We start from the raw sequence: 20,956 nt of genomic DNA, 5'->3' as shown, positions 1-20,956 counted from the left end.
AGGCATGCTCCGTGTGCTCACGGCCGGCGAATCGCACGGCCCCGAACTCATCGCCGTCATGGAGGGCCTGCCCTCGGGCGTCCCCGTCCTGGCGGAGGCCATCCAGGCCGACCTGCAGCGCCGCAAGCTCGGCTACGGCCGCGGCTCGCGCATGAAGTTCGAGCAGGACGAGCTCACGATCTCGGGTGGCGTGCGGCACGGGCTCTCGCTCGGCAGCCCCGTCGCGCTGCGCATCGGCAACACCGAGTGGCCCAAATGGACCGAGGTCATGAACCCGGCACCCGCCGAGCTCACCGAGAAGTCGCGTGGTCGCGGCGCCGCGCTGACGCGCCCCCGCCCCGGGCACGCCGACCTGGTGGGCATGCAGAAGTACGACTTCGACGAGGCCCGCCCCATCCTCGAGCGCGCCAGCGCCCGTGAGACCGCAGCCCGCGTCGCACTCGGGGCAGTCGCCCGCGCATTCCTCGGCGAGCTCGGCATCCGGCTGGTCAGCCACACCCTGTCCATCGGGCCGGTGCGGGTTCCCGACGGCTCGCCGCTGCCGACCCCCGACGACGTGGACGCCCTGGACGCCGATCCGCTGCGCTGCTTCGACACCGCGACCTCTGCGCTGATGGTGGCCGAGGTCGACGCGGCCCGCAAGGACGGCGACACCCTCGGCGGCATCGTCGAGGTGCTGGCGTACGGGCTGCCCCCGGGGGTCGGGTCGCACGTGCACTGGGACCGCCGACTCGACGGCCGTCTCGCGCAGGCGCTGATGAGCATCCAGGCCATCAAGGGCGTCGAGGTCGGGGACGGCTTCGAGACCACCCGCCGTCGCGGCTCCGCCGCTCACGATGAGCTGTTCGAGACCGAAGACGGCATCACCCGCAGCTCCGACCGCGCGGGCGGCACCGAAGGCGGCATGACGACCGGCACCGTGCTGCGCGTGCGCGCCGGTATGAAGCCCATCGCCACCGTGCCGCACGCGCTGCACACCGTCGACGTCGCGACCGGCGAGGACGCCACAGCCCACCACCAGCGCTCGGATGTGTGCGCGGTTCCGGCAGCGGGCGTGGTGGCCGAGGCCATGGTGGCCATCGAACTGGCGAACTCCGTGCTGGAGAAGTTCGGCGGAGACAGCATCCGCGAGACGCGACGCAACCTGGAGGGATACCTCGCGGGCATCCCCGAGGCGCTGCGCACGGCGCCGGCATCCGAGGCGGCGCTGCTCGCCCATGATGAGCTCTCCTGAGACGGTCGACCGTCCGCTGACCGTCGTGCTCGTCGGCCCGATGGCGGCGGGGAAGACCAGCGTGGGGCGCAAGGTGTCCCGGCTGCTGGAGGTGCCGTTCACGGACACCGACAAGCGGATCGCGGCAGAGCACGGCCCGATCCCTCAGATCTTCGCGGAGCACGGCGAGCCGTACTTCCGCGACCTGGAGCGCACGGCGGTCGCCGAGGCCGTCGCGGCCGGCGGCGTGGTGTCGCTGGGCGGCGGAGCCGTGACGGATACCGCGACGCGCGCGCTGCTGGCGCAGCTTCCGGTGGTCTTCCTGACCGTCAGCGCAGAGGCGGTGTCGCAGCGCATCCGCGGTGCGGGGCGCCCGCTGCTGACGGGGGAGGGCGATCCGGTGGAACGCTGGCGGACGATCTTCGCGGAGCGACTCGGCTGGTACGAGGAGGTCGCGGACCTGACCGTCGACACCTCGCGCCGGCCGATGCGGATGCTGGCGGAGCAGATCGCCGCCTGGAGGAAGGAACAGGAATGACCCTCAAGACCATCAGCGTGACCGGAGCGTCCGCCTACGACATCATCCTCGGGCGGGACATCCTCGACGAGGTGCGTACGGCGCTGGACCCCGCCGTGCGCAAGGTCCTCATCGTGCACGCGCCCACGCTGGCCATCCGTGCTGCCGAGCTGCGTGACCGGCTCACGGCCGACGGCACGCTGCAGGTGCTGCTGGCGGAGATCCCGGATGCCGAGGCAGGCAAGCGCATCGAGGTCGCGGCGTTCTGCTGGCAGATCATGGGCCAGGCCGACTTCACCCGTACTGATGCCGTGATCGGCTACGGTGGCGGATCCGTCACCGACGTCGCGGGATTCGTCGCCGCGACGTGGCTGCGCGGCGTGCAGGTCGTGCAGGTGCCCACGACCGTGCTGGGACTGGTGGACGCATCCGTCGGAGGCAAGACCGGGGTGAACACCGCAGAGGGCAAGAACCTGGTCGGCGCGTTCTGGGCTCCCCGCGCCGTGATCGGCGACCTGGACGAGCTGGGCAGCCTCAGCGCGAACGAGGCCACCGCCGGGTTCGCGGAGGTCGTCAAGGCCGGATTCATCTGGGCGCCGGAGATCCTGGACATCATCGAGGCCTCACCGGAGCGGGCGGTCGACACCGCCACCGATGAGTTCGCGCGCATGGTCGAGTTGGCGATCGACATGAAGGCCAGGGTGGTCTCGGAGGACTTCCGCGAGCAGGGCCAGCGCGAGATCCTCAACTACGGACATACGCTCGGTCACGCCATCGAGCACGCCGAGCGCTACCAGTGGAGACACGGTGCGGCCGTCTCCATCGGCATGATGTACGCCGCGGAACTGTCGAGGCTGGCGGGCCGGCTCTCGGACGAGGCCGTCGACCGTCACCGCAGCGTCCTGGAGTCGCTGGGACTGCCGACCACGTACCGCGGCAACGCGTGGAAGGGCCTGTTGACGACCATGAAGCGCGACAAGAAGGCCCGCGGGTCGATGATGCGCTTCATCGTGCTGGACGACATCGCCAAGCCGACCGTGCTTCAGGCTCCCGATGAGTCGCTGATGTTCGCGGCCTACCAGGAGATCGCCGAGTGATATGCGCCGCCTGATGCTTCTGAACGGTCCGAACCTCAACCTTCTGGGCACACGCGAGCCGGAGGTGTACGGCACGGCGACGCTCGCGGATGCCGAGCAGCTGACTGCCGCGACGGCTGCCGAACTCGGTTACGAGGTCCGAGCGCTGCAGAGCAACCACGAGGGGGTGCTCATCGACGCGATCCACGCAGCCCGGGAGGACTGCGCGGGCATCGTGATCAACCCTGGTGGGCTGACGCATACCTCGGTGTCGCTGCGCGACGCGCTGACCGGTGTCGGGCTGCCGTTCGCCGAGGTGCACATCTCGGACGTGTACGCCCGGGAATCGTTCCGGCACTTCTCGTACCTGGAGGACGTCGCCGCCGTGCGCGTGGTCGGCCATGGGATCGACGGCTACGCCGAGGCCGTCCGGGAGCTGGTCGCGAAGATCGGCGAGTAGCCGAATGCTGAATCCCGCCGACCTGTACGATGCAGAGCCCGCTGAATCGAACGGCACGGCGGTGTTGCTGTTGGCCGGGTCGAGCGGGCGGATCGAATCCGCACGGGCCGACCTGCTCTCGACGACCGGCGCTCGTGTGCGCGCCATCCGATGGTTCGGCGGCATCGGACAGCGTCCGGCGCCGCACGAGGTGCCGCTCGAGCTGTTCATCGAGCAGATCGAAGTGCTTCGAAGGGATGCCGACCGCGTGGTGCTGTTCGGCACGTCGTTCGGGGCGGAGGCAGCTCTGGCCGTCGCGAGCAGGCATCATGTCGATGGCGTGGTCGCTGTGGCGCCGTCATCTGTCGTGTGGGCGGGGCTGCACGCGGGCTCGTGGTCGTCGCACTGGACGTACGAAGGCGCACCTGTACCGTTCGTGCCGTTCGACGCGGAGTGGGAGCCGGATGCCGACCCGCCCGCGTTCCTGTCGCTGTACGGATCGAGTCTGCAGCTGGATACCGAGGTGACAGAGGCTGCGCGCATCCGTGTCGAAGACATCGCCGGCGACGTGCTGCTGATCGCCGGCGGCGATGATCGGGTGTGGCCGAGTGTGCGCTTCGCCGCGGAGATCCAGGCCGCACGCGGGGCGGCAGGACTGCATACGATGGTCGTCTCGCATCCCGGCGCCGGTCACCGCCTGCTGCTGCCGGGCGAGAGTCGGGCTTCGGGTGGAATCACCATGCAGCGCGGCGGTACGCCGGATGCCGATGCCGAGCTGGGCACGCAGGCCTGGCCGCATATCGAGCGGATACTGGACTCACCGCGGCGGGCGTCCAGCCCGCATCCGATAGGATGAATCCTCGGTCACTCTCTGCGCGCATCCGCGCCTGACCATTGAACCTTCTACATGAACGGACTCGCACCAGCATGGCATCCACCGCAGACATCAGGAACGGCGTCGTCCTCAAGATCGACGGACAGCTCTGGAGCGTTGTGGAGTTCCAGCACGTCAAGCCTGGCAAAGGCGGTGCGTTCGTGCGCACCAAGCTGAAGAACGTCGTCTCGGGCAAGACCGTCGACCGCACCTACAACGCCGGCACCAAGGTCGAGATCGAGAACGTCGACCGCCGCGACTTCCAGTACCTGTACAACGACGGCGACAGCTTCGTGTTCATGGACCAGGAGGATTACGACCAGCTCACCGTCACCGCCGCCACCGTCGGCGACGCAGCCAACTTCATGCTGGAGAACCAGCAGGTGCAGATCGCGCTGAACAACGGCAACCCGCTGTACGTCGAGCTTCCGGCTTCCGTCGTGCTCGAGGTGACGCACACCGAGCCCGGTCTGCAGGGCGACCGCTCTTCGGCCGGCACCAAGCCCGCCACGCTCGAGACCGGTTACGAGATCCAGGTCCCGCTGTTCCTCGAGCAGGGCACCAAGGTCAAGGTCGACACCCGCACGGGCGACTACCTCGGCCGCGTCAACGACTGACGGCCGGCTTTGAGCGCACGCACCAAGGCGCGCAAGCGCGCCCTCGACATCCTCTTCTCCGCCGACGTTCGCGGAGAAGAGGTCTCCGTCGCCCTCGCCGCCGCCGCCGCCCGCGCCGCCAGCGAGCCGGCACGGCAGGCGTCGTGGCTGTACGCCCGCGACATCGTCGACGGGATCATCGATCACCAGGACGAGATCGACGAGCAGATCACCACGCACAGCCGCGACTGGAAGCTGGAGCGGATGCCGGCGGTCGACCGCGCCCTGCTGCGCATCGGCACCTGGGAGATCCTCTTCAACGACGAGGTACCGACCGCTGTCGCCGTCGACGAGGCCGTGGAGCTGGCCAAGGAGCTCTCGACCGAGGACTCCGGCGCCTTCGTGCACGGCGTGCTCGCGCGCATCGACCGCGCCCGGTGAGGAGCCCGAAGCGTTGAGAGGCGCCTCGGCCTCACTGCGACTGCGGGGGAGCCGTCTGCGGATCCGAGGCGGCCGCACCGTCGGAACCGGCCCTCGCCCCGAGCAGCTCACCACCGAAGTCCGGAGGGAGCGTCGGAGCGGGCAGCGGCCCCGGCCGGCGACGGCGCGACCGGCGCACCAGCCAGATGACGGCCGCCGTGACCAGGGCGATCAGCACCAGCCAGGGCAGGCCCACGCCCAGGGCGATGCCGACTCCCGCCCAGAACGCGAGGAAGCCGTTCCAGCCCGCGACGATGGCCTCGCCGAGATCGCGCGGCGCCGTCGGCGCGGGAACGTAGTGCGCCTCGAACGCCGTGGTGATCGTCGCCATCGCCACCTGGTCGCTCAGGGAGCGCTGCTCGGCCTCGAGGCTCTCGAGCTGGCTCTGTCGGTCGGACAACGACTTCTCCAGCTCGATGAGGTCCTGGGTCTTCGAGGCTCCCGCGAGCCACGCGCTGTAGCGGGAGATCGAGGTGCGCAGGGCGGCGATCCTGGCATCCAGGTCGCGCTGCGCGGCATCGACCTTCTTGGTCTGCATCGACGACTCCCGCAGAGTGCCGAGCTCGCGCACCGCGAGCAGCGTGTCGTCCAGAGCGGACGAGGGGATGCGCAGCACCAGTTCGGCGCGCGCTGCGACAGCCCCGGATGCCGCCTGCTCGGTCCGGCCGTCCACGCGGCCGCCGGCATCCTTCACCAGGGCGGTCGCCTTGTCGGCGACGGCGATCGGGTCGTCGGCTTCGAGCGTCATCCGGCCGGTGACCACCACCGCAGCATCCGGCGCGTCGTCCGGTGCGACCGCCTGCTCCGGCGCCGAGCCGCCGGCGTGGGACACCGAGCTGTCGGACTGGACGCTTCCCCCGCCGCCGGCCGAGCATCCGGCCAGCAGCGCGAGTACCGCGGAGAGAGTCAGCGCGACCGTCGCGCGCCTGGCAAGGGTCTTCATGCGCCCAGGCTAGGCAAGGGGGCGCGGTGATGGGGTCACGATCCGACAAGCATTGCGTAACGAACGGGCATCGCTGTGGATGTCCGCGGCCTGCGAGAGGATGCTGAGATGACTGTTCCCCGTCCCAGCGCCCAGCAGCTGCGACGTCTTGCGGGCGACGGCGGCTACCAGCGCGGCCTCGACTACGCGCGCCGCGGCCGCGTGGAGCAGACGTCGTGGGATGCCGCGTCCGAGACGCTGTCGGCCGAGGTGTACGGCAGCGAGCCATCACCGTACCGATGCCGTGTGCGGTTCCGCGGCGGCGAGATCCTCAGCACCTCGTGCTCGTGCCCCGTCCAGCGCGGGTGCAAGCACGTGGTGGCCGCGATGCTCGTCGCCCCCGAGCGCGAGACGCGGATGCGCGTGGAGACCGAGCGTCGGATCGACGCGCAGCGGGCGTCCTGGCGTCGGCTGATGCCGGGCGTGGCTCCTTCTCGCAGTCTCACGCCACTGGCGCTCGGCGTCGAGCTGCGCGTGCGCCCGTCGCGCGCCCACGATCGTTGGGGTGCCGCGCACGCCAAGACCGCTGCGCCCCGAGAGCTCACCCGGGAACACGGCGAGGTGCAGCTGAGCGTCCGTCCGCTGATGCGCAGTGAGACCACGTCGAAGTGGATCCAGGGGGATGCCACCTGGGACGGCGTGCGCCGCGCCGGCTTCCGCTTCGACCCCGACCAGTCCCGGTGGTTCACTGACTTCCTCGCCATCGCGCGCGACTCGCTGCTCTCGGGCATGGCGACCGACTGGATCCCGCTGGACCGTGTCGAGTCCCCGCTGCTCTGGCAGCAGTTGCGCGCGCTTCCCGCGCTCGGCATCCCGTTGGTGGCCGCGCAGAAGCACACCATCGTGCGGCTCGCGGACCAGGCCACGGCGGGCATCCGGATCGACGCCGGTGATGACGGCGGACTGCTGGTCGACGCTGACGTCCGCGTCGACGGGGTGAGCGTGCCGACGGCGTCCGTCAGCCCGATCGGAACCACCGGCGTCTACACCTGGGCGGTCGTGGGGACGACCATCGAGGTGGCGCTCGCTCAGGTCACACTGAGCGCGCCCGTCCGGGCTGCGCTGACGGCGACCGAACCGATCCAGGTCTCGGCCGAGGATCGGGAGCTGTTCCTCCACGAGGCGTACCCCGCGATCGCGCGGCGGTCGGCCGTCACCGCGCCTGCCGGCATCGAGCTGCCTGCACCGGTGCGGCCGGAGCCCGTGATGCGGGTGCGGTTCGGCGCCGCCGACCGCGTGGAGCACCGCTTCGAGTGGGAGTACGCCGGGCACGGCACGGTGCCGCTGCTGATGGGGGAGCCGATCCCCGCGGATCACCCGTTCCGGGACGCCGAGGCCGAGCGCCTCGCGCTGCGCGAGTTGGAGCGGCTCTGGGCTTCAGCCACCGACCTGCCGTTCGAGGCGACTGCGGCCCACATCGGCGTCGCCACCGCGGAGTGGGCGACCACGGTGCTGCCGGTGTTCGAAGACAGCGATGTGCGCGTTGTCGTCACCGGGCGGCGCAAGAAGTACCGTGAACTCACCGGCACACCCGAGATCAGCGTGTCGACCGTCGATTCGCCCGACCCCGACTGGTTCGACCTGGGCGTGATCGTGAAGATCGACGGCGTCTCGATCCCGTTCACCCCGCTGTTCAAGGCCCTCAGCATGCGCCGCACAAAGCTGATGCTGGTCGACGGCAGCTACTTCTCACTCGCGCACCCTGCGCTGCAGACGCTGCGGGACCTCATCGACGAGGCGGCTTCGCTGGCCGAATGGGAGACCGGGCCGCGGATCAGCCGCCATCAGGTGGCGCTGTGGGAGGACTTCGAGGACCTGGCGGACCAGTCCGAGGCGGCGGTCTCCTGGCGCGCCCTCGCCGAGGGGCTGCGCGATGTGCAGAACGTGCCGGAGGCATTCCTGCCCGCAGGGTTGAACGCACAGCTCCGGCCCTACCAGAAGAAGGGCTTCGACTGGCTGGTGTTCCTGTGGGAGCACGGGCTGGGCGGCATCCTCGCCGACGACATGGGCCTCGGCAAGACCCTGCAGCTGCTGTCGCTGATGGTTCACGTCAGCGAGACGGGGGAGCGCAAGCCGTTCCTCGTCGTGGCGCCCACATCCGTTCTCGGCACCTGGCGCAACGAGGCCGCGCGCTTCGCGCCGGACCTGCGCGTGCGCATCATCGAGGGCACGGCCTCGCGTCGCGACGACTCGCTGGCGGTTGCCGTGGAGCACGCCGACGTGATCGTGACCTCGTACACGCTGCTGCGGCTCGACGACGAGGAGTACGCGCACCTGGAGTGGGCGGGCGTGATCCTCGACGAGGCGCAGTTCGCGAAGAACCCGGCGACCAAGGCGCACAAGGCCATCGCAGCCCTCCGCTCCCGGGTGAAGATCGCCGTGACCGGCACGCCGCTGGAGAACAGCCTCACCGACCTGTGGGCGCTGTTCTCGCTCACCGCTCCCGGCCTGTTCCCGTCCGCTCGGAAGTTTCGCGAGGAGTACGTGCAGCCGATAGAGAAGGGCAAGGTGCCCGAGAACGAGGAGGGCGGCGAGTACCGGCGCCGCAGGCTGGAGCGGCTGCGCCGCCGCATCCGCCCGCTCATGCTGCGCCGCACCAAGGAGCTCGTCGCCGCCGACCTGCCCGAGAAGCAGGTGCAGGAGGTCTTCGTCGACCTCTCGCCCGCGCATCGTGCGCGATACGACACCGTGCTGCAGCGCGAACGGCAGAAGCTGCTGGGCCTGCTTGCCGATTTGGATCGCAACAGGTTCATCGTCTTCCGGTCGCTGACCATGCTTCGGATGCTGGCGCTGGCGCCCGGGCTCATCGATCCGGCCGACGCCGGCATCCCCTCCAGCAAGCTGGACGTCCTCATCGAGCAGGTGCAGGAGCTGCGTGCCGAGGGGCACCGCGCCCTGGTGTTCAGCCAGTTCACGAGCTTCCTCGATCTGGCCGCGCAGCGGCTGGATGCCGCAGGGATCCAGCACGTGCACCTGGACGGCTCCACGCGCCACCGCACCGAGGTGATCGACTCGTTCAAGGACGGCGAGCAGCCGGTGTTCCTGATCAGCCTGAAGGCCGGCGGGTTCGGGCTCACGCTCACCGAGGCCGACTACGTGTTCCTGCTGGACCCCTGGTGGAATCCCGCAGCCGAGGCGCAGGCCATCGACCGCACGCACCGCATCGGACAGACCCGCCGCGTGTTCGTGTACCGTCTGATCGCCTCCGGCACCATCGAGGAGAAGGTGCTCGCGCTGCAGCAGCGCAAGGCCCGGCTGTTCACGGCCGTCATGGACGACGACGAGCTGTTCTCCAAGGCGCTCACCGCCGACGACATCCGCGGTCTGCTGGAGACCTGACCAGGCTCGGCGGGAGCTTATCGACGGCCGGACAGCGGCCGGGCACAGCATCCGCTCGATAGAATCGACAGGTCCACACAGAAGGAGCGTTATGCGGATCACGGGACTCGGCCACGCCGGGATGTTCATCGAGACGGTCGGCGGGAACTTCATCTGCGACCCCGTGCTCGGACCCTCCTTCTTCGGCTCCTGGTTCCCGTTCCCCGACAACCGAGGACTCGACTGGGAGCGCTACGGCCGCGAGGCCGATTTCCTGTACATCTCGCACCGGCACCGCGACCACTTCGACCCGCGTGCGCTGGAGAAGTACATCCGCAAGGACATTGAGGTGCTGCTGCCCGAGTACGTCACCGACGACCTCGAGAACGACATCCGGAAGCTCGGCTACACCAACATCACGTACACGCAGGCCGGCCAGGTCGACCAGCGCGGTGACCTCAAGTTCATGATCACGCCGCTGCGCGCCCCCAGCGACGGACCCATCGGCGACTCCTCGCTGAGCATCGACGACGGCACGGCATCCATCCTCAACCAGAACGACTCGCACCCGCTGGATCTGGAGGCGCTGCTGTCGTTCGGCAAGCCCGAGGCGTACTTCACGCAGGTCTCCGGCGCGATCTGGTGGCCGATGGTCTACGACCTGCCGCAGGATGCGAAGGTGAACTTCGCGAAGCTCAAGCGCGAGGCACAGAACAAGCGCGCCATGTACTACATCGAGAAGGTCGACGCCCCGCACGTCTTCCCGATGGCCGGCCCGCCGATGTTCCTGCGCGACGACATCTTCAAGTACAACGGCACCGGTCGCGACGGGGATGCCATCTTCACGGATCAGAAGGAGTTCCTGGCGCACCTGAAGGAGAAGGCTCCGCAGTACGACGGGCAGCTGTTCGTGCCGGGCACGGTCGTGGAGCTGAACGGCGGCGAGATGACCGTCTCGCAGAGCCTGTACACGGATGCTGAGATCCACCACATCTTCGACGAGAAGTGGGAGTACCTCGAGGAGCAGCGCGCCTCGCGCCAGCAGGAGCTGCGCGACGAGGAGGCGACGCGAGCCGAGGTGCTGCCGCCCGCGGAGATGCTGGGCGCCATCAAGGAGTGGTGGGAGCCGCTGATCAAGAAGTCCCGCACGATCCGCCTCGGCGTGGGCGGGCACGTGCGCTTCAAGATCGGCGAGCTGGACATGGTCGTCGACTTCCCGCGCGCCAAGGTGCGCGAGTACGCGGGGGAGGAGTGCATCTACTGGTACACGATCCCCGCAGACCTGGTCTCCACCAACATCCGCGACCACGAGATCGACTGGTCGAACTCGATCTTCCTGTCCATGCAGTTCTCCGTGGGGCGCAGCGGCAAGTTCAACGAGTTCCTCACCACGTTCCTGAAGTGCCTGTCGGTGGACCGCATCGAGTACGTCGAGAACTGGTACCAGGAGCAGACCGACCAGACCGAGGATGCCGAGATCGGCGACTGGGTCGTGCAGCGTCGCTGCCCGCACCTGCGCGCGGATCTCACCCGCACCGGCAAGATCGATGAGGACGGCGTGCTGACGTGCAGCATGCACGACTGGAAGTGGGATCTGAAGACCGGCAAGTGCCTGACCACCACCGGGCACCCCATCCGCGTCTCGCAGTGCCCGCTGACGGATGCCGCGCTGCGCGCGGACGCGTGAGCGCGAATCGCGTGACGAATCACTGACGCCCGCGGTCGACGTCGGCGCGTCGCGTGCCCGACACGCCGACGAATGCTCCGTGCGTCAGTGATCAGTCACCCGAGGAGTGGTCGGGACAACCGGAACAAGAGCTGGTGCGCCAGCTTGCTCTCCTCGGAGTCGAGGGCCTCCCTGGTATACCAGCGCACCGCTCACCGACCGATTAGAATCTAAGCATCACCCGTCCTTTAATCCCGTCCTGTGAGGCGGAGAAGGGAAGTGGCCATTGTCTGCACGCACAGTGCTGCAGGAAGCCGACATCGCACGCGCGCTGACGCGAATCGCCCATGAGATCCTCGAATCCAACCGCGGCGCCGAGGGACTCATCCTGCTCGGCATCCCGACTCGCGGGGTGACGCTCGCCGATCGGCTGGGCCCCATCATCTCCGGCATCGCCGGCACCGAGATCCCGGTGGGCTCCCTGGACATCACGCTCTTCCGCGACGACCTGTCCCAGCACCCCACCCGCTCGCCCAAGCGCACCGCGATCCCCGAGGGCGGCATCGACGGGAGGACCGTGGTCCTCGTCGACGACGTGCTCTTCTCCGGCCGCAGCATCCGCGCGGCGCTCGACGCCATCCAGTCCATCGGACGCCCCGCCGTCGTCCGGCTGGCGATCCTCGTCGATCGCGGCCACCGCGAGCTGCCCATCCGGCCCGACTTCGTCGGCAAGAACATCCCCTCCTCCCGCACCGAGCACGTCAACGTGCGCCTTGCGGAGCTGGACGGCGCCGACGAGGTGACGATCGAATCATGAGGCACCTGCTCGACACCCGCAATCTGTCCCGCGAGGACGCGTTGCGCATCCTCGACGTGGCCGAGGACATGGCCGACACCCAGTACCGACAGGTCAAGAAGCTGCCGACCCTGCTGGGCAAGACGGTCGTGAACCTCTTCTTCGAGGACTCCACCCGTACCCGAATCTCGTTCGAGGCGGCCGCCAAGCGGCTCTCCGCCGACGTCATCAACTTCTCAGCCAAGGGATCCAGCGTCTCCAAGGGCGAGAGCCTGAAGGACACCGCGCAGACCCTGCAGGCGATGGGAGCGGATGCCGTGGTGATCCGCCACTCGGCATCCGGCGCCCCGCGCACGCTCGCGACCAGCGGCTGGATCTCGGCCGGCGTCGTGAACGCGGGCGACGGCACGCATGAGCACCCCACGCAGGCACTGCTGGACGCCTACACGATCCGCAAGCGCCGGTACGGCGCTGACAGCCGAGGCCGCGACTTGTACGGCCTCCGCGTTGTGATCGTGGGCGACATCCTGCACTCCCGCGTCGCGCGCTCCAACGTCTGGCTGCTGTCCACGCTGGGCGCCGAGGTGACGCTGGTGACTCCGCCCACGCTGATTCCGCAGAATGTGTCGCAGTGGCCAGTGCGGGTGGTTTACGACCTGGACCAGGCCCTCGCCGAGGCGCCGGATGCCGTCATGATGCTCCGCATCCAGATGGAGCGCATGCACGCGGCGTTCTTCCCCACTGAGCGGGAGTATTCCCGCCTCTGGGGTCTTGACGCAGTGCGGGCGGCGGCGCTGCCGGAGAGTAGCATCGTGATGCACCCCGGACCCATGAACCGCGGCCTGGAGATCTCCTCCGAAGCCGCCGACTCCGCACGCTCGACCGTGCTGGAGCAGGTCACCAACGGAGTCTCCGTGCGCATGGCGGTGCTGTACCTGCTGCTGGCAGGGGAGCGGAACGACGAACGAGGAGAAGCACAGTGACCGAGACGCTCGTCATCAGCGGCGCCCGGCTGCTCGGCGGCGACAGCGCCGACATCGTGATCGAGAACGGCGTCATCGCCGAGATCGGCACCGGCCTGAGCCGCAGCGGCGCGCGCAGCATCGATGCGGCCGGCCTGATCGCGCTTCCCGGCCTGGTCGACCTGCACACGCACCTGCGCGAGCCGGGCTTCGAGACGTCCGAGACCGTGCTCAGCGGCACCAGGGCCGCCGCAGCCGGCGGATTCACCGCCGTGTTCGCGATGCCCAACACCCAGCCCGTCGCCGACACCGCCGGCGTGGTGGAGCAGGAGCTCGCCCTCGGCGAGGCCTCCGGCTACGCCACGGTGCAGCCCATCGGCGCCGTCACCATCGGTCAGAAGGGCGAGCGCCTCGCCGAGCTCGGCGCCATGGCGGCCTCCCGCGCCCGCGTCCGCGTGTTCAGCGACGACGGCTCCTGCGTGTGGGACCCGCTGATCATGCGCCGCGCCCTGGAGTACGTGAAGTCCTTCGACGGCGTCATCGCGCAGCACGCGCAGGACCCGCGCCTCACGCAGGACGCCCAGATGAACGAGGGCGTCGTGTCCGCCGAACTGGGCCTGGCCGGCTGGCCCGCCGTCGCCGAGGAGTCCATCATCGCCCGCGACGTGCTGCTGGCCGAGCATGTCGGATCGCGTCTGCACGTCTGCCACCTGTCCACCGCGGGCTCCGTGGACCTGATCCGCTGGGCCAAGAAGCGCGGCGTGCAGGTGACCGCCGAGGTCACCCCGCACCACCTGCTGCTGACCGACGAGCTGGTGCGCGACTACGACGCGCGCTACAAGGTCAACCCGCCGCTGCGCACCGCGGAGGATGTGCAGGCCGTGTGCGAGGGCCTCGCCGACGGCACGATCGACATCGTCGCCACCGATCACGCCCCGCACCCTGCCGAGAACAAGGCCTGCGAGTGGCAGGCCGCGTCCAACGGCATGGTCGGGCTGGAGAGCGCGCTGCGCGTGGTGCACCAGGCGATGGTGCAGACCGGCCTGCTCGAGTGGGACGACGTCGCCCGCGTCATGAGCACGGCTCCCGCACGGATCGGGCAGTTGGAGGGCTTCGGCTCGCTGGCAGTCGGCTCACCGGCTCATGTCACGCTGTACGATCCGAGCGCACCGGGCGTGTTCACGGAGGCGGATCTGCACGGGCGCAGCCACAACTCGCCCTACCTGGGCAGGGAGCTGCCGGGCCGCGTGCAGTGGACGATCCACGGCGGCATCACGACCGTCGAGGACGGCCGTCTCGTCACGGAGCTGCAGAAGTGAGCCGCGAGGGCGCCGTGCTCATCACCGCGGCCATCGCGGTGATGATCCTCGTGGCGATGTACCTCGGATGGCGACGAAGGCTGCGCAGGGACTCCGGCCTCAGCGCGCCACTCGGCGTGCCCGAGCATGCCGAAGTCACTGCGCGACACGAGATCCTGTATGTCGCGACCACCCAGCACGATCAGCCGCTGGAGCGCCTCGCGATCACACCGCTGGCCTACCGCGCTCGTGGTGAGCTGGTGGTCACGGACCGCGGCGCCGCCCTCAGCCTGGACGGATCGCCCACCGTGTTCATCGCCTCGTCACGGCTGGTGACAGCCGACCTCGCGACGGTCGCCATCGACCGCGTCGTAGAGCCGAACGGGCTGATCCGCCTGGTATGGCGGATCACCGACGACCTCCTTGTAGACACCTTCCTGCGTCACGCCTCCGGCGGACCGCAGCAGATCCTCCCCGAGCTCGAAGCGCTGTGCGCGGGCTCGGAGAACGGAGAACAGCTTTGACCAGTTCCACCACCGGGGCATCCGCTCTGGAGAAGTCCGCCGTGCTCGTCCTCGAGGACGGCACCCGATTCACCGGTCGCGCCTACGGCGCCACCGGGACCACCCTCGGCGAGGTCGTCTTCGCCACCGGCATGTCCGGCTACCAGGAGACGCTCACCGACCCGTCCTACGCCGGGCAGATCGTGCTGCAGACCGCGCCGCACATCGGCAACACCGGCATGAACAGCGAGGACGACGAGTCCAGCCGCATCTGGGTCGCCGGGTACATCGTCCGCGACCCCGCCCGCCGTGTCTCCAACTGGCGTGCCGAGGAATCCCTCGACGACGCGCTGATCCGCGACGGCATCGTCGGCATCAGCGGCATCGACACGCGGGCGCTCACCCGCCGCATCCGCTCGGAGGGATCCATGCGCGGCGGCATCTTCTCCGGTGCGGATGCCGCGCTGGACGCCGACGAGCAGCTCAACCGCGTCACCGCGGCACCCGAGATGTCGGGGCTGAACCTGTCCGCCGAGGTCTCCGTGACCGAACCGCGCGTGCTGCCCGCGCAGGGGGAGCGGATCGGCAACCTCGCCGTGCTCGACCTGGGCGTCAAGCAGTCCTCGCTGGACAACCTCGCGAACCTGGGCTTCGACGTGCACGTGCTGCCGCAGTCGGCGAGCTTCGCCGACATCCAGGCCGTGGACCCCGTGGGCGTGTTCTACTCCAACGGCCCGGGTGACCCGGCGGCCTCCGGCGAGCAGGTCGCCGTGCTGCGCCAGGTGCTCGACGCGAAGCTGCCGTACTTCGGCATCTGCTTCGGCAACCAGCTGTTCGGCCGCGCCCTGGGCCTGGGCACCTACAAGCTCACCTTCGGCCATCGCGGCATCAACCAGCCGGTCCTCGACAAGGCCACAGGCCGCGTGGAGATCACCGCCCACAACCACGGCTTCGCCGTCGAGGCCCCGCTGGAGGGCATCTTCCAGAGCCCCAACGGCTACGGTGCGATCGAGGTCAGCCACGTGGATCTCAACGACCAGGTGGTCGAGGGCCTGCGGGCCCACGACATCCCGGCCTTCTCCGTGCAATACCACCCCGAGGCCGCCGCCGGCCCGCACGACGCCCACTACCTCTTCACCAGGTTCCGCGACCTGGTCCTCGCCGACATCGCTGGAAAGGACGCTGAGTAATGCCGAAGCGCGACGACATCACATCCGTTCTGGTCATCGGCTCCGGCCCGATCGTCATCGGCCAGGCCTGCGAGTTCGACTACTCCGGCACCCAGGCGTGCCGGGTGCTGCGCGAGGAGGGCATCCGCGTCATCCTGGTGAACTCCAACCCGGCCACGATCATGACCGACCCCGACTTCGCCGACGCGACCTACATCGAGCCGATCACCCCCGAGGTCATCGAGACGATCATCGCCAAGGAGAAGCCGGATGCCATCCTGCCGACCCTCGGCGGTCAGACCGCGCTGAACGCGGCCATGGCGCTGCACGAGCGCGGCATCCTCGAGAAGTACGACGTCGAGCTCATCGGCGCCAAGGTGGACGCCATCCGCAAGGGCGAGGATCGCCAGATCTTCAAGGAGCTGGTCATCGAGTGCGGCGCCGACGTCGCAGCATCCGTCATCTGCCACACCATGGACGAGATCCTTGCCGGGGCCGAGAAGCTCGGCTACCCGCTGGTGGTGCGCCCCTCGTTCACGATGGGCGGGCTGGGCTCCGGCTTCGCGTACGACGAGGAGGATCTGCGTCGCATCGCCGGTGCCGGCCTGCACGACTCGCCCACGCACGAGGTGCTGCTGGAGGAGTCGATCCTGGGCTGGAAGGAGTACGAGCTCGAGCTCATGCGCGACACGGCCGACAACACGGTCGTGGTGTGCTCCATCGAGAACGTCGACCCGGTCGGCGTGCACACCGGCGACTCCATCACCGTCGCACCGGCGCTCACACTGACCGACCGCGAGTACCAGAAGATGCGCGACATCTCGATCGACATCATCCGCGCCGTGGGTGTGGACACCGGCGGCTGCAACATCCAGTTCGCCGTGGACCCGACCAACGGCCGCATCATCGTCATCGAGATGAACCCGCGCGTCTCGCGCTCGTCGGCGCTGGCGTCCAAGGCCACCGGCTTCCCGATCGCCAAGCTCGCCGCCAAGCTCGCGCTGGGCTACCGGCTCGATGAGATCCCCAACGACATCACGGGCGTGACGCCGGCCAGCTTCGAGCCGACGCTGGACTACGTGGTCGTGAAGGTCCCGCGTTTCGCGTTCGAGAAGTTCCCGGCCGCCGACACCACGCTCACCACCACCATGAAGTCGGTGGGTGAGGCCATGGCCATCGGCCGCAACTACACCACGGCGCTGCAGAAGGCGCTGCGGTCGCTGGAGCAGCGCGGTTCGTCCTTCCACTGGGGTCCCGAGGAGCGCTCCGCCGCGGAGCTGCTGGAGATCGCGAAGACGCCGACCGACGGCCGGATCGTCGTGCTGCAGCAGGCGCTGCGCAAGGGCGCCACCATCGAGCAGGCCTTCGAGGCCACCGCGATGGACCCGTGGTTCCTTGACCAGATCGTGCTGATCAACGAGGTCGCCGAGGCCGTCGCCGAGGCGCCTGAGCTCGACGCGTCCGTGCTGCGGCACGCGAAGGAGCACGGCTTCTCCGACGTGCAGATCGCGCAGCTGCGCGGCATCACGGAAGCCGAGGTGCGCAGCATCCGCCATGCCCTCGACGTGCGCCCGGTCTACAAGACCGTGGACACCTGCGCGGGGGAGTTCCCGGCGCTCACGCCGTACCACTACTCGAGCTACGACTTCGAGACCGAGGTCGCCCCCTCGGAGCGCACCAAGGTGGTCATCATCGGCTCGGGCCCGAACCGCATCGGGCAGGGAGTCGAGTTCGACTACTCCTGCGTGCACGCGTCGTTCGCGCTGTCGGATGCCGGATACGAGACCATCATGGTGAACTGCAACCCCGAGACGGTCTCCACCGACTACGACACCTCCGACCGGCTGTACTTCGAGCCGCTCACGCTCGAGGACGTGCTGGAGGTGCTGGACGCCGAGGCCCGCAGCGGGAAGATCCTCGGCGTGGTGTGCCAGCTCGGCGGCCAGACGCCGCTGGGCCTGGCCAAGGGCATCGAGGCGGCCGGCTACACGGTGCTGGGCACGAGCCCTGCCGCCATCGACCTGGCCGAGGAGCGGGAGCTGTTCTCGCGCCTGCTCGACGACGCAGGCCTGGTCGCACCGCGCAACGGCACGGCCATCGACGTGGAGGGCGCGGTCCGCATCGCCGAGGAGATCGGCTACCCGGTGCTGGTGCGCCCGAGCTTCGTGCTCGGCGGCCGCGGCATGGAGATCGTGTACGACACCCCGTCGCTGCGGGACTACTTCGTGCGCACCGCCGGCAACGTGATCATCGAGGAGGGCAAGCCGCTGCTGGTGGACCGCTTCCTCGACGACGCCATCGAGCTGGACGTCGACGCGCTCTACGACGGCACCGACATGTACATCGGCGGCATCATGGAGCACCTGGAGGAGGCCGGCATCCACTCCGGCGACTCCAGCTGCACCCTGCCGCCGATCTCGCTGGGGCGCAATGAGATCGACCGCGTCCGCACGGCCACACTCGCCATCGCCGAGGGCGTGGGCGTGCGCGGCCTGCTGAACGTGCAGTTCGCGATCAGCGCCGGCGTGCTGTACGTCATCGAAGCCAACCCCCGCGCCAGCCGCACCGTGCCGTTCGTGTCCAAGGCCCTCGGCGTGCCGATGGCCAAGGCCGCCAGCCGCATCATGGCCGGCGCCACCATCGCCGAGCTGAAGGCCGAGGGCATGCTCCCCGAGCAGGACGGCTCGAGGGTGCCGCTGAGCGCGCCGATCGCCGTCAAGGAGGCCGTGCTGCCGTTCAAGCGGTTCCGCACGCACCTGGGCAAGGTCGTCGACTCCGTGCTCGGCCCGGAGATGCGCTCCACCGGTGAGGTCATGGGCATCGCCGCGGACTTCCCGACGGCGTTCGCCAAGAGCCAGGCCGCGGCCTACGGCGGGATGCCGACCTCGGGGACCGTGTTCATCTCGGTGGCCGACGCCGACAAGCGCGACGTGATCCTGCCCGCGCACCGCCTCGCGCAGCTGGGCTTCTCGCTCATCGCGACCGAGGGCACCGCCGAGATCCTCGCCCGCAACGGCATCAAGGTGGCGCTGGCGTCCAAGTTCAGCGAGACGGCTGAGTCCGGCGAGCGGAACATCGTCGACATGATCAACGACGGCGAGATCGACATCATCGTCAACACCCCCGGCGGGGGAGCGGCCCGCGTCGACGGCTACGAGATCCGCGCGGCGGCCGTCGCGGCCGACAAGGCGCTGTTCACGACCATGGCTGTGCTGGGCGCGGCCGTGAGCGGGATGGATGCCGCCGGCGAGGGCTTCTCGGTGCGCAGCCTGCAGGAGTACGAGCTGGACCGGCAGGCCGCGAAGTGACCTCGTTCGGGGCGCGCCTGCGTGCGGCCATGGATGCGCACGGGCCACTGTGCGTGGGCATCGACCCGCACGCGGCGCTCCTCGAGCAGTGGGGTCTGAATCAGGATGCCGACGGCCTTCGCGCCTTCGGCCTGGCCGTCGTCGAGGCGGCGGCAGGGCGCGTCGGCGTCGTCAAGCCGCAGGTGGCGTTCTTCGAGCGCTTCGGCTCGAAGGGCTTCGCCGCGCTCGAGGATGTGATGGTGGCTGCACGGGCGGCGGGTCTGCTGGTGCTCGCGGACGCGAAGCGCGGTGACATCGGCTCCACCATGGCCGGCTACGCGTCGGCCTGGCTCGAGCCGGGTTCTCCGCTGGAGTCGGATGCCGTCACCGTCAGCCCGTACCTGGGGCCGGAGTCGCTGCGCGAGACGATCACCACGGCGATCCGCGCCGACAAGGGCGTGTTCGTCCTGGCGGCGACGAGCAACCCCGAGGCGCCATCCCTGCAGACCGCGCGCACGGTCGATGTCGCAGCATCCGATGACCAGACCGTCGCTCAGCGCGTCGCGCGCGACGTGACCTGGGCCAACGGCTCGCCGGCGTTCTCCGGGGGACTCGGACCGGTCGGCCTGGTGATCGGCGCTACCGTGGACAGGAGTGACCTGGGCCTCGGCGACGACGTGCTCGTCGGCACGCCCATCCTCGCTCCCGGTTTCGGGGCGCAGGGTGCGGTGGCCGCGGACCTGGTCACCCGTTTCGGCGCTGTGGCGCCGCAGGTGCTGGCGAGCGAGAGCCGCAGCATCCTGCGCGCCGGGCCGGACGGCATCGCGGCGGCCATCGATGAGCACGCCGCTCGGTATCTGGAGGTTCTCCGTGGTTGAAGGTCGTGTCGTCCCCGAGGTCGATCGCTTCGCGGCGTCGCAGCGCGCGCTGGCGCGCCGACGGGGCCGGGCATCGCTGAAACGCGACCTGACCACCCGCGTCACCGCCCCGCAGGAGATCGTGCGCCGTGCGGTGGCCGACAGCGACTCGGATGCCGCGACCATGCGCATCACGGACTTCCTGATGGCGCTGCCCGCCATCGGCGCGGGCAAGCGCGACCGCATCCTCGAGGAGCTGCACATCTCGCCGGTCAAGCGGCTCGGCGGCCTCGGCGTGCGGCAGCTGGCGGCGCTGTCGGAGTGGCTGGACGGACGGTTCCCGCCGCACCGCGCACGTGCAGGGCGCAGCCGTCTGCTGGTGCTGGCGGGCCCCACGGCCGTGGGCAAGGGCACGGTCGCGGCGCACATCCGGGAGAACCACCCCGACATCCACCTGTCGGTCTCGGCCACCACGCGCGCGCCGCGCCCCGGCGAGGTCGACGGCGTGCACTACTACTTCGTCGACGACGCCGAGTTCGACCGGATGATCGCCGCCGGCGAGCTTCTCGAACACGCCACCGTGCACAACAGGCACCGCTACGGCACTCCGCGCGGCCCCGTCGATGCGGCACTGGCCGAGGGGCGCACGGTGCTGCTGGAGATCGACCTGCAGGGCGCCAGGCAGGTGCGCACCGCCGATCCGTCCGCGACGCTGGTGTTCCTGCTGCCGCCGTCCTGGGACGAGCTGGTCCACCGACTGATCGGCCGCGGCACCGAGGACGCCGAGGAGCAGGCCCGCCGGCTGCGCACCGCGCGCACCGAACTGGCGGCGCAGAACGAGTTCGATTACCTCGTCGTGAACGCCGACGTCGCGACCGCGGCGCGGGAGGTCGTAGAATTGTCGACAGGGCTTGTGCGCTGAG

Annotated in this window: 18 protein-coding genes; 17 read left to right on the top strand and 1 reads right to left on the bottom strand. The window is 69.5% G+C overall.

The features are described 5' to 3' along the window. The first annotated feature begins 4 nt into the window (after nt 1–4). From aroC to nusB, 7 genes are all read left to right on the top strand, one after another. Nucleotides 5–1,234 carry a chorismate synthase gene (gene aroC, locus Q0568_RS07735; protein ID WP_298864863.1) on the top strand — a complete coding sequence of 410 codons (1,230 nt, stop codon included), beginning with the start codon at nt 5–7 and terminating at the stop codon, nt 1,232–1,234. After that, nucleotides 1,218–1,751, top strand: coding sequence for a shikimate kinase (locus Q0568_RS07730; protein WP_298864860.1), 534 nt, complete (start codon nt 1,218–1,220; stop codon nt 1,749–1,751). The genes aroC and Q0568_RS07730 overlap by 17 nt, the downstream gene beginning before the upstream one ends. Next, the gene (gene aroB / locus Q0568_RS07725; protein ID WP_298864857.1) at nt 1,748–2,827 is read left to right on the top strand and encodes a 3-dehydroquinate synthase; all 1,080 of its coding nucleotides are present in this window, start codon (nt 1,748–1,750) and stop codon (nt 2,825–2,827) included. The genes Q0568_RS07730 and aroB overlap by 4 nt, the downstream gene beginning before the upstream one ends. A gap of 13 nt (nt 2,828–2,840) precedes the next feature. Then, the gene (locus Q0568_RS07720) at nt 2,841–3,266 is read left to right on the top strand and encodes a type II 3-dehydroquinate dehydratase (RefSeq protein ID WP_298864854.1); all 426 of its coding nucleotides are present in this window, start codon (nt 2,841–2,843) and stop codon (nt 3,264–3,266) included. A gap of 4 nt (nt 3,267–3,270) precedes the next feature. Further along, nucleotides 3,271–4,101, top strand: coding sequence for an alpha/beta fold hydrolase (locus tag Q0568_RS07715; RefSeq protein WP_298864851.1), 831 nt, complete (start codon nt 3,271–3,273; stop codon nt 4,099–4,101). 71 nt (nt 4,102–4,172) lie between these two features. Next, nucleotides 4,173–4,736, top strand: coding sequence for an elongation factor P (efp, locus tag Q0568_RS07710; protein ID WP_298864848.1), 564 nt, complete (start codon nt 4,173–4,175; stop codon nt 4,734–4,736). 9 nt (nt 4,737–4,745) lie between these two features. Beyond that, entirely contained in the window at nt 4,746–5,156 is a 411-nt protein-coding gene (nusB, locus tag Q0568_RS07705; RefSeq protein ID WP_298864845.1) for a transcription antitermination factor NusB, read from the top strand. A gap of 31 nt (nt 5,157–5,187) precedes the next feature. Here nusB and Q0568_RS07700 read toward each other — a convergent pair whose 3' ends face one another. Beyond that, nucleotides 5,188–6,138, bottom strand: coding sequence for a DUF4349 domain-containing protein (locus Q0568_RS07700; protein WP_298864843.1), 951 nt, complete (start codon nt 6,136–6,138; stop codon nt 5,188–5,190). Nucleotides 6,139–6,246: 108 nt separating this feature from the next. Here Q0568_RS07700 and Q0568_RS07695 point away from each other — a divergent pair, with 108 nt between their 5' ends. The 10 genes from Q0568_RS07695 to gmk all read left to right on the top strand — a co-directional run bounded on the left by Q0568_RS07695 (nt 6,247) and on the right by gmk (nt 20,955). Continuing rightward, complete coding sequence (locus Q0568_RS07695) at nt 6,247–9,516, top strand: SNF2-related protein (RefSeq protein WP_298864839.1); 3,270 nt, start codon at nt 6,247–6,249, stop codon at nt 9,514–9,516. A 91-nt stretch (nt 9,517–9,607) separates the two neighbouring features. Next, a complete protein-coding gene (locus Q0568_RS07690) occupies nt 9,608–11,182 on the top strand; it encodes a Rieske 2Fe-2S domain-containing protein (protein WP_298864836.1) in 1,575 nt (524 codons plus the stop codon). A gap of 265 nt (nt 11,183–11,447) precedes the next feature. Further along, nucleotides 11,448–11,978: a bifunctional pyr operon transcriptional regulator/uracil phosphoribosyltransferase PyrR gene (pyrR, locus tag Q0568_RS07685; protein WP_298864833.1), complete on the top strand. Its 531-nt coding sequence runs from the start codon at nt 11,448–11,450 to the stop codon at nt 11,976–11,978. Continuing rightward, complete coding sequence (locus Q0568_RS07680) at nt 11,975–12,940, top strand: aspartate carbamoyltransferase catalytic subunit (protein ID WP_298864830.1); 966 nt, start codon at nt 11,975–11,977, stop codon at nt 12,938–12,940. The genes pyrR and Q0568_RS07680 overlap by 4 nt, the downstream gene beginning before the upstream one ends. Then, the gene (locus tag Q0568_RS07675) at nt 12,937–14,238 is read left to right on the top strand and encodes a dihydroorotase (RefSeq protein WP_298864827.1); all 1,302 of its coding nucleotides are present in this window, start codon (nt 12,937–12,939) and stop codon (nt 14,236–14,238) included. The genes Q0568_RS07680 and Q0568_RS07675 overlap by 4 nt, the downstream gene beginning before the upstream one ends. Then, nucleotides 14,235–14,741 carry a hypothetical protein gene (locus tag Q0568_RS07670; protein ID WP_298864822.1) on the top strand — a complete coding sequence of 169 codons (507 nt, stop codon included), beginning with the start codon at nt 14,235–14,237 and terminating at the stop codon, nt 14,739–14,741. The genes Q0568_RS07675 and Q0568_RS07670 overlap by 4 nt, the downstream gene beginning before the upstream one ends. Further along, complete coding sequence (gene carA, locus Q0568_RS07665; protein WP_298864819.1) at nt 14,738–15,910, top strand: glutamine-hydrolyzing carbamoyl-phosphate synthase small subunit; 1,173 nt, start codon at nt 14,738–14,740, stop codon at nt 15,908–15,910. Before Q0568_RS07670 ends, carA begins: the two co-directional genes overlap by 4 nt. Then, nucleotides 15,910–19,197 carry a carbamoyl-phosphate synthase large subunit gene (gene carB / locus Q0568_RS07660; protein ID WP_298864816.1) on the top strand — a complete coding sequence of 1,096 codons (3,288 nt, stop codon included), beginning with the start codon at nt 15,910–15,912 and terminating at the stop codon, nt 19,195–19,197. Before carA ends, carB begins: the two co-directional genes overlap by 1 nt. Next, on the top strand, nt 19,194–20,054 hold the full coding sequence (gene pyrF, locus Q0568_RS07655; RefSeq protein ID WP_298864813.1) for an orotidine-5'-phosphate decarboxylase: 861 nt from the start codon (nt 19,194–19,196) through the stop codon (nt 20,052–20,054). Before carB ends, pyrF begins: the two co-directional genes overlap by 4 nt. After that, on the top strand, nt 20,047–20,955 hold the full coding sequence (gmk, locus tag Q0568_RS07650; protein ID WP_298864811.1) for a guanylate kinase: 909 nt from the start codon (nt 20,047–20,049) through the stop codon (nt 20,953–20,955). Before pyrF ends, gmk begins: the two co-directional genes overlap by 8 nt. Nucleotide 20,956: the final 1 nt, after the last annotated feature.

Source organism: uncultured Microbacterium sp., assembly GCF_937927635.1.
In the GTDB taxonomy this organism is placed as follows: domain Bacteria; phylum Actinomycetota; class Actinomycetes; order Actinomycetales; family Microbacteriaceae; genus Microbacterium.
This window is presented reverse-complemented; position numbering and strand designations above follow the sequence as displayed.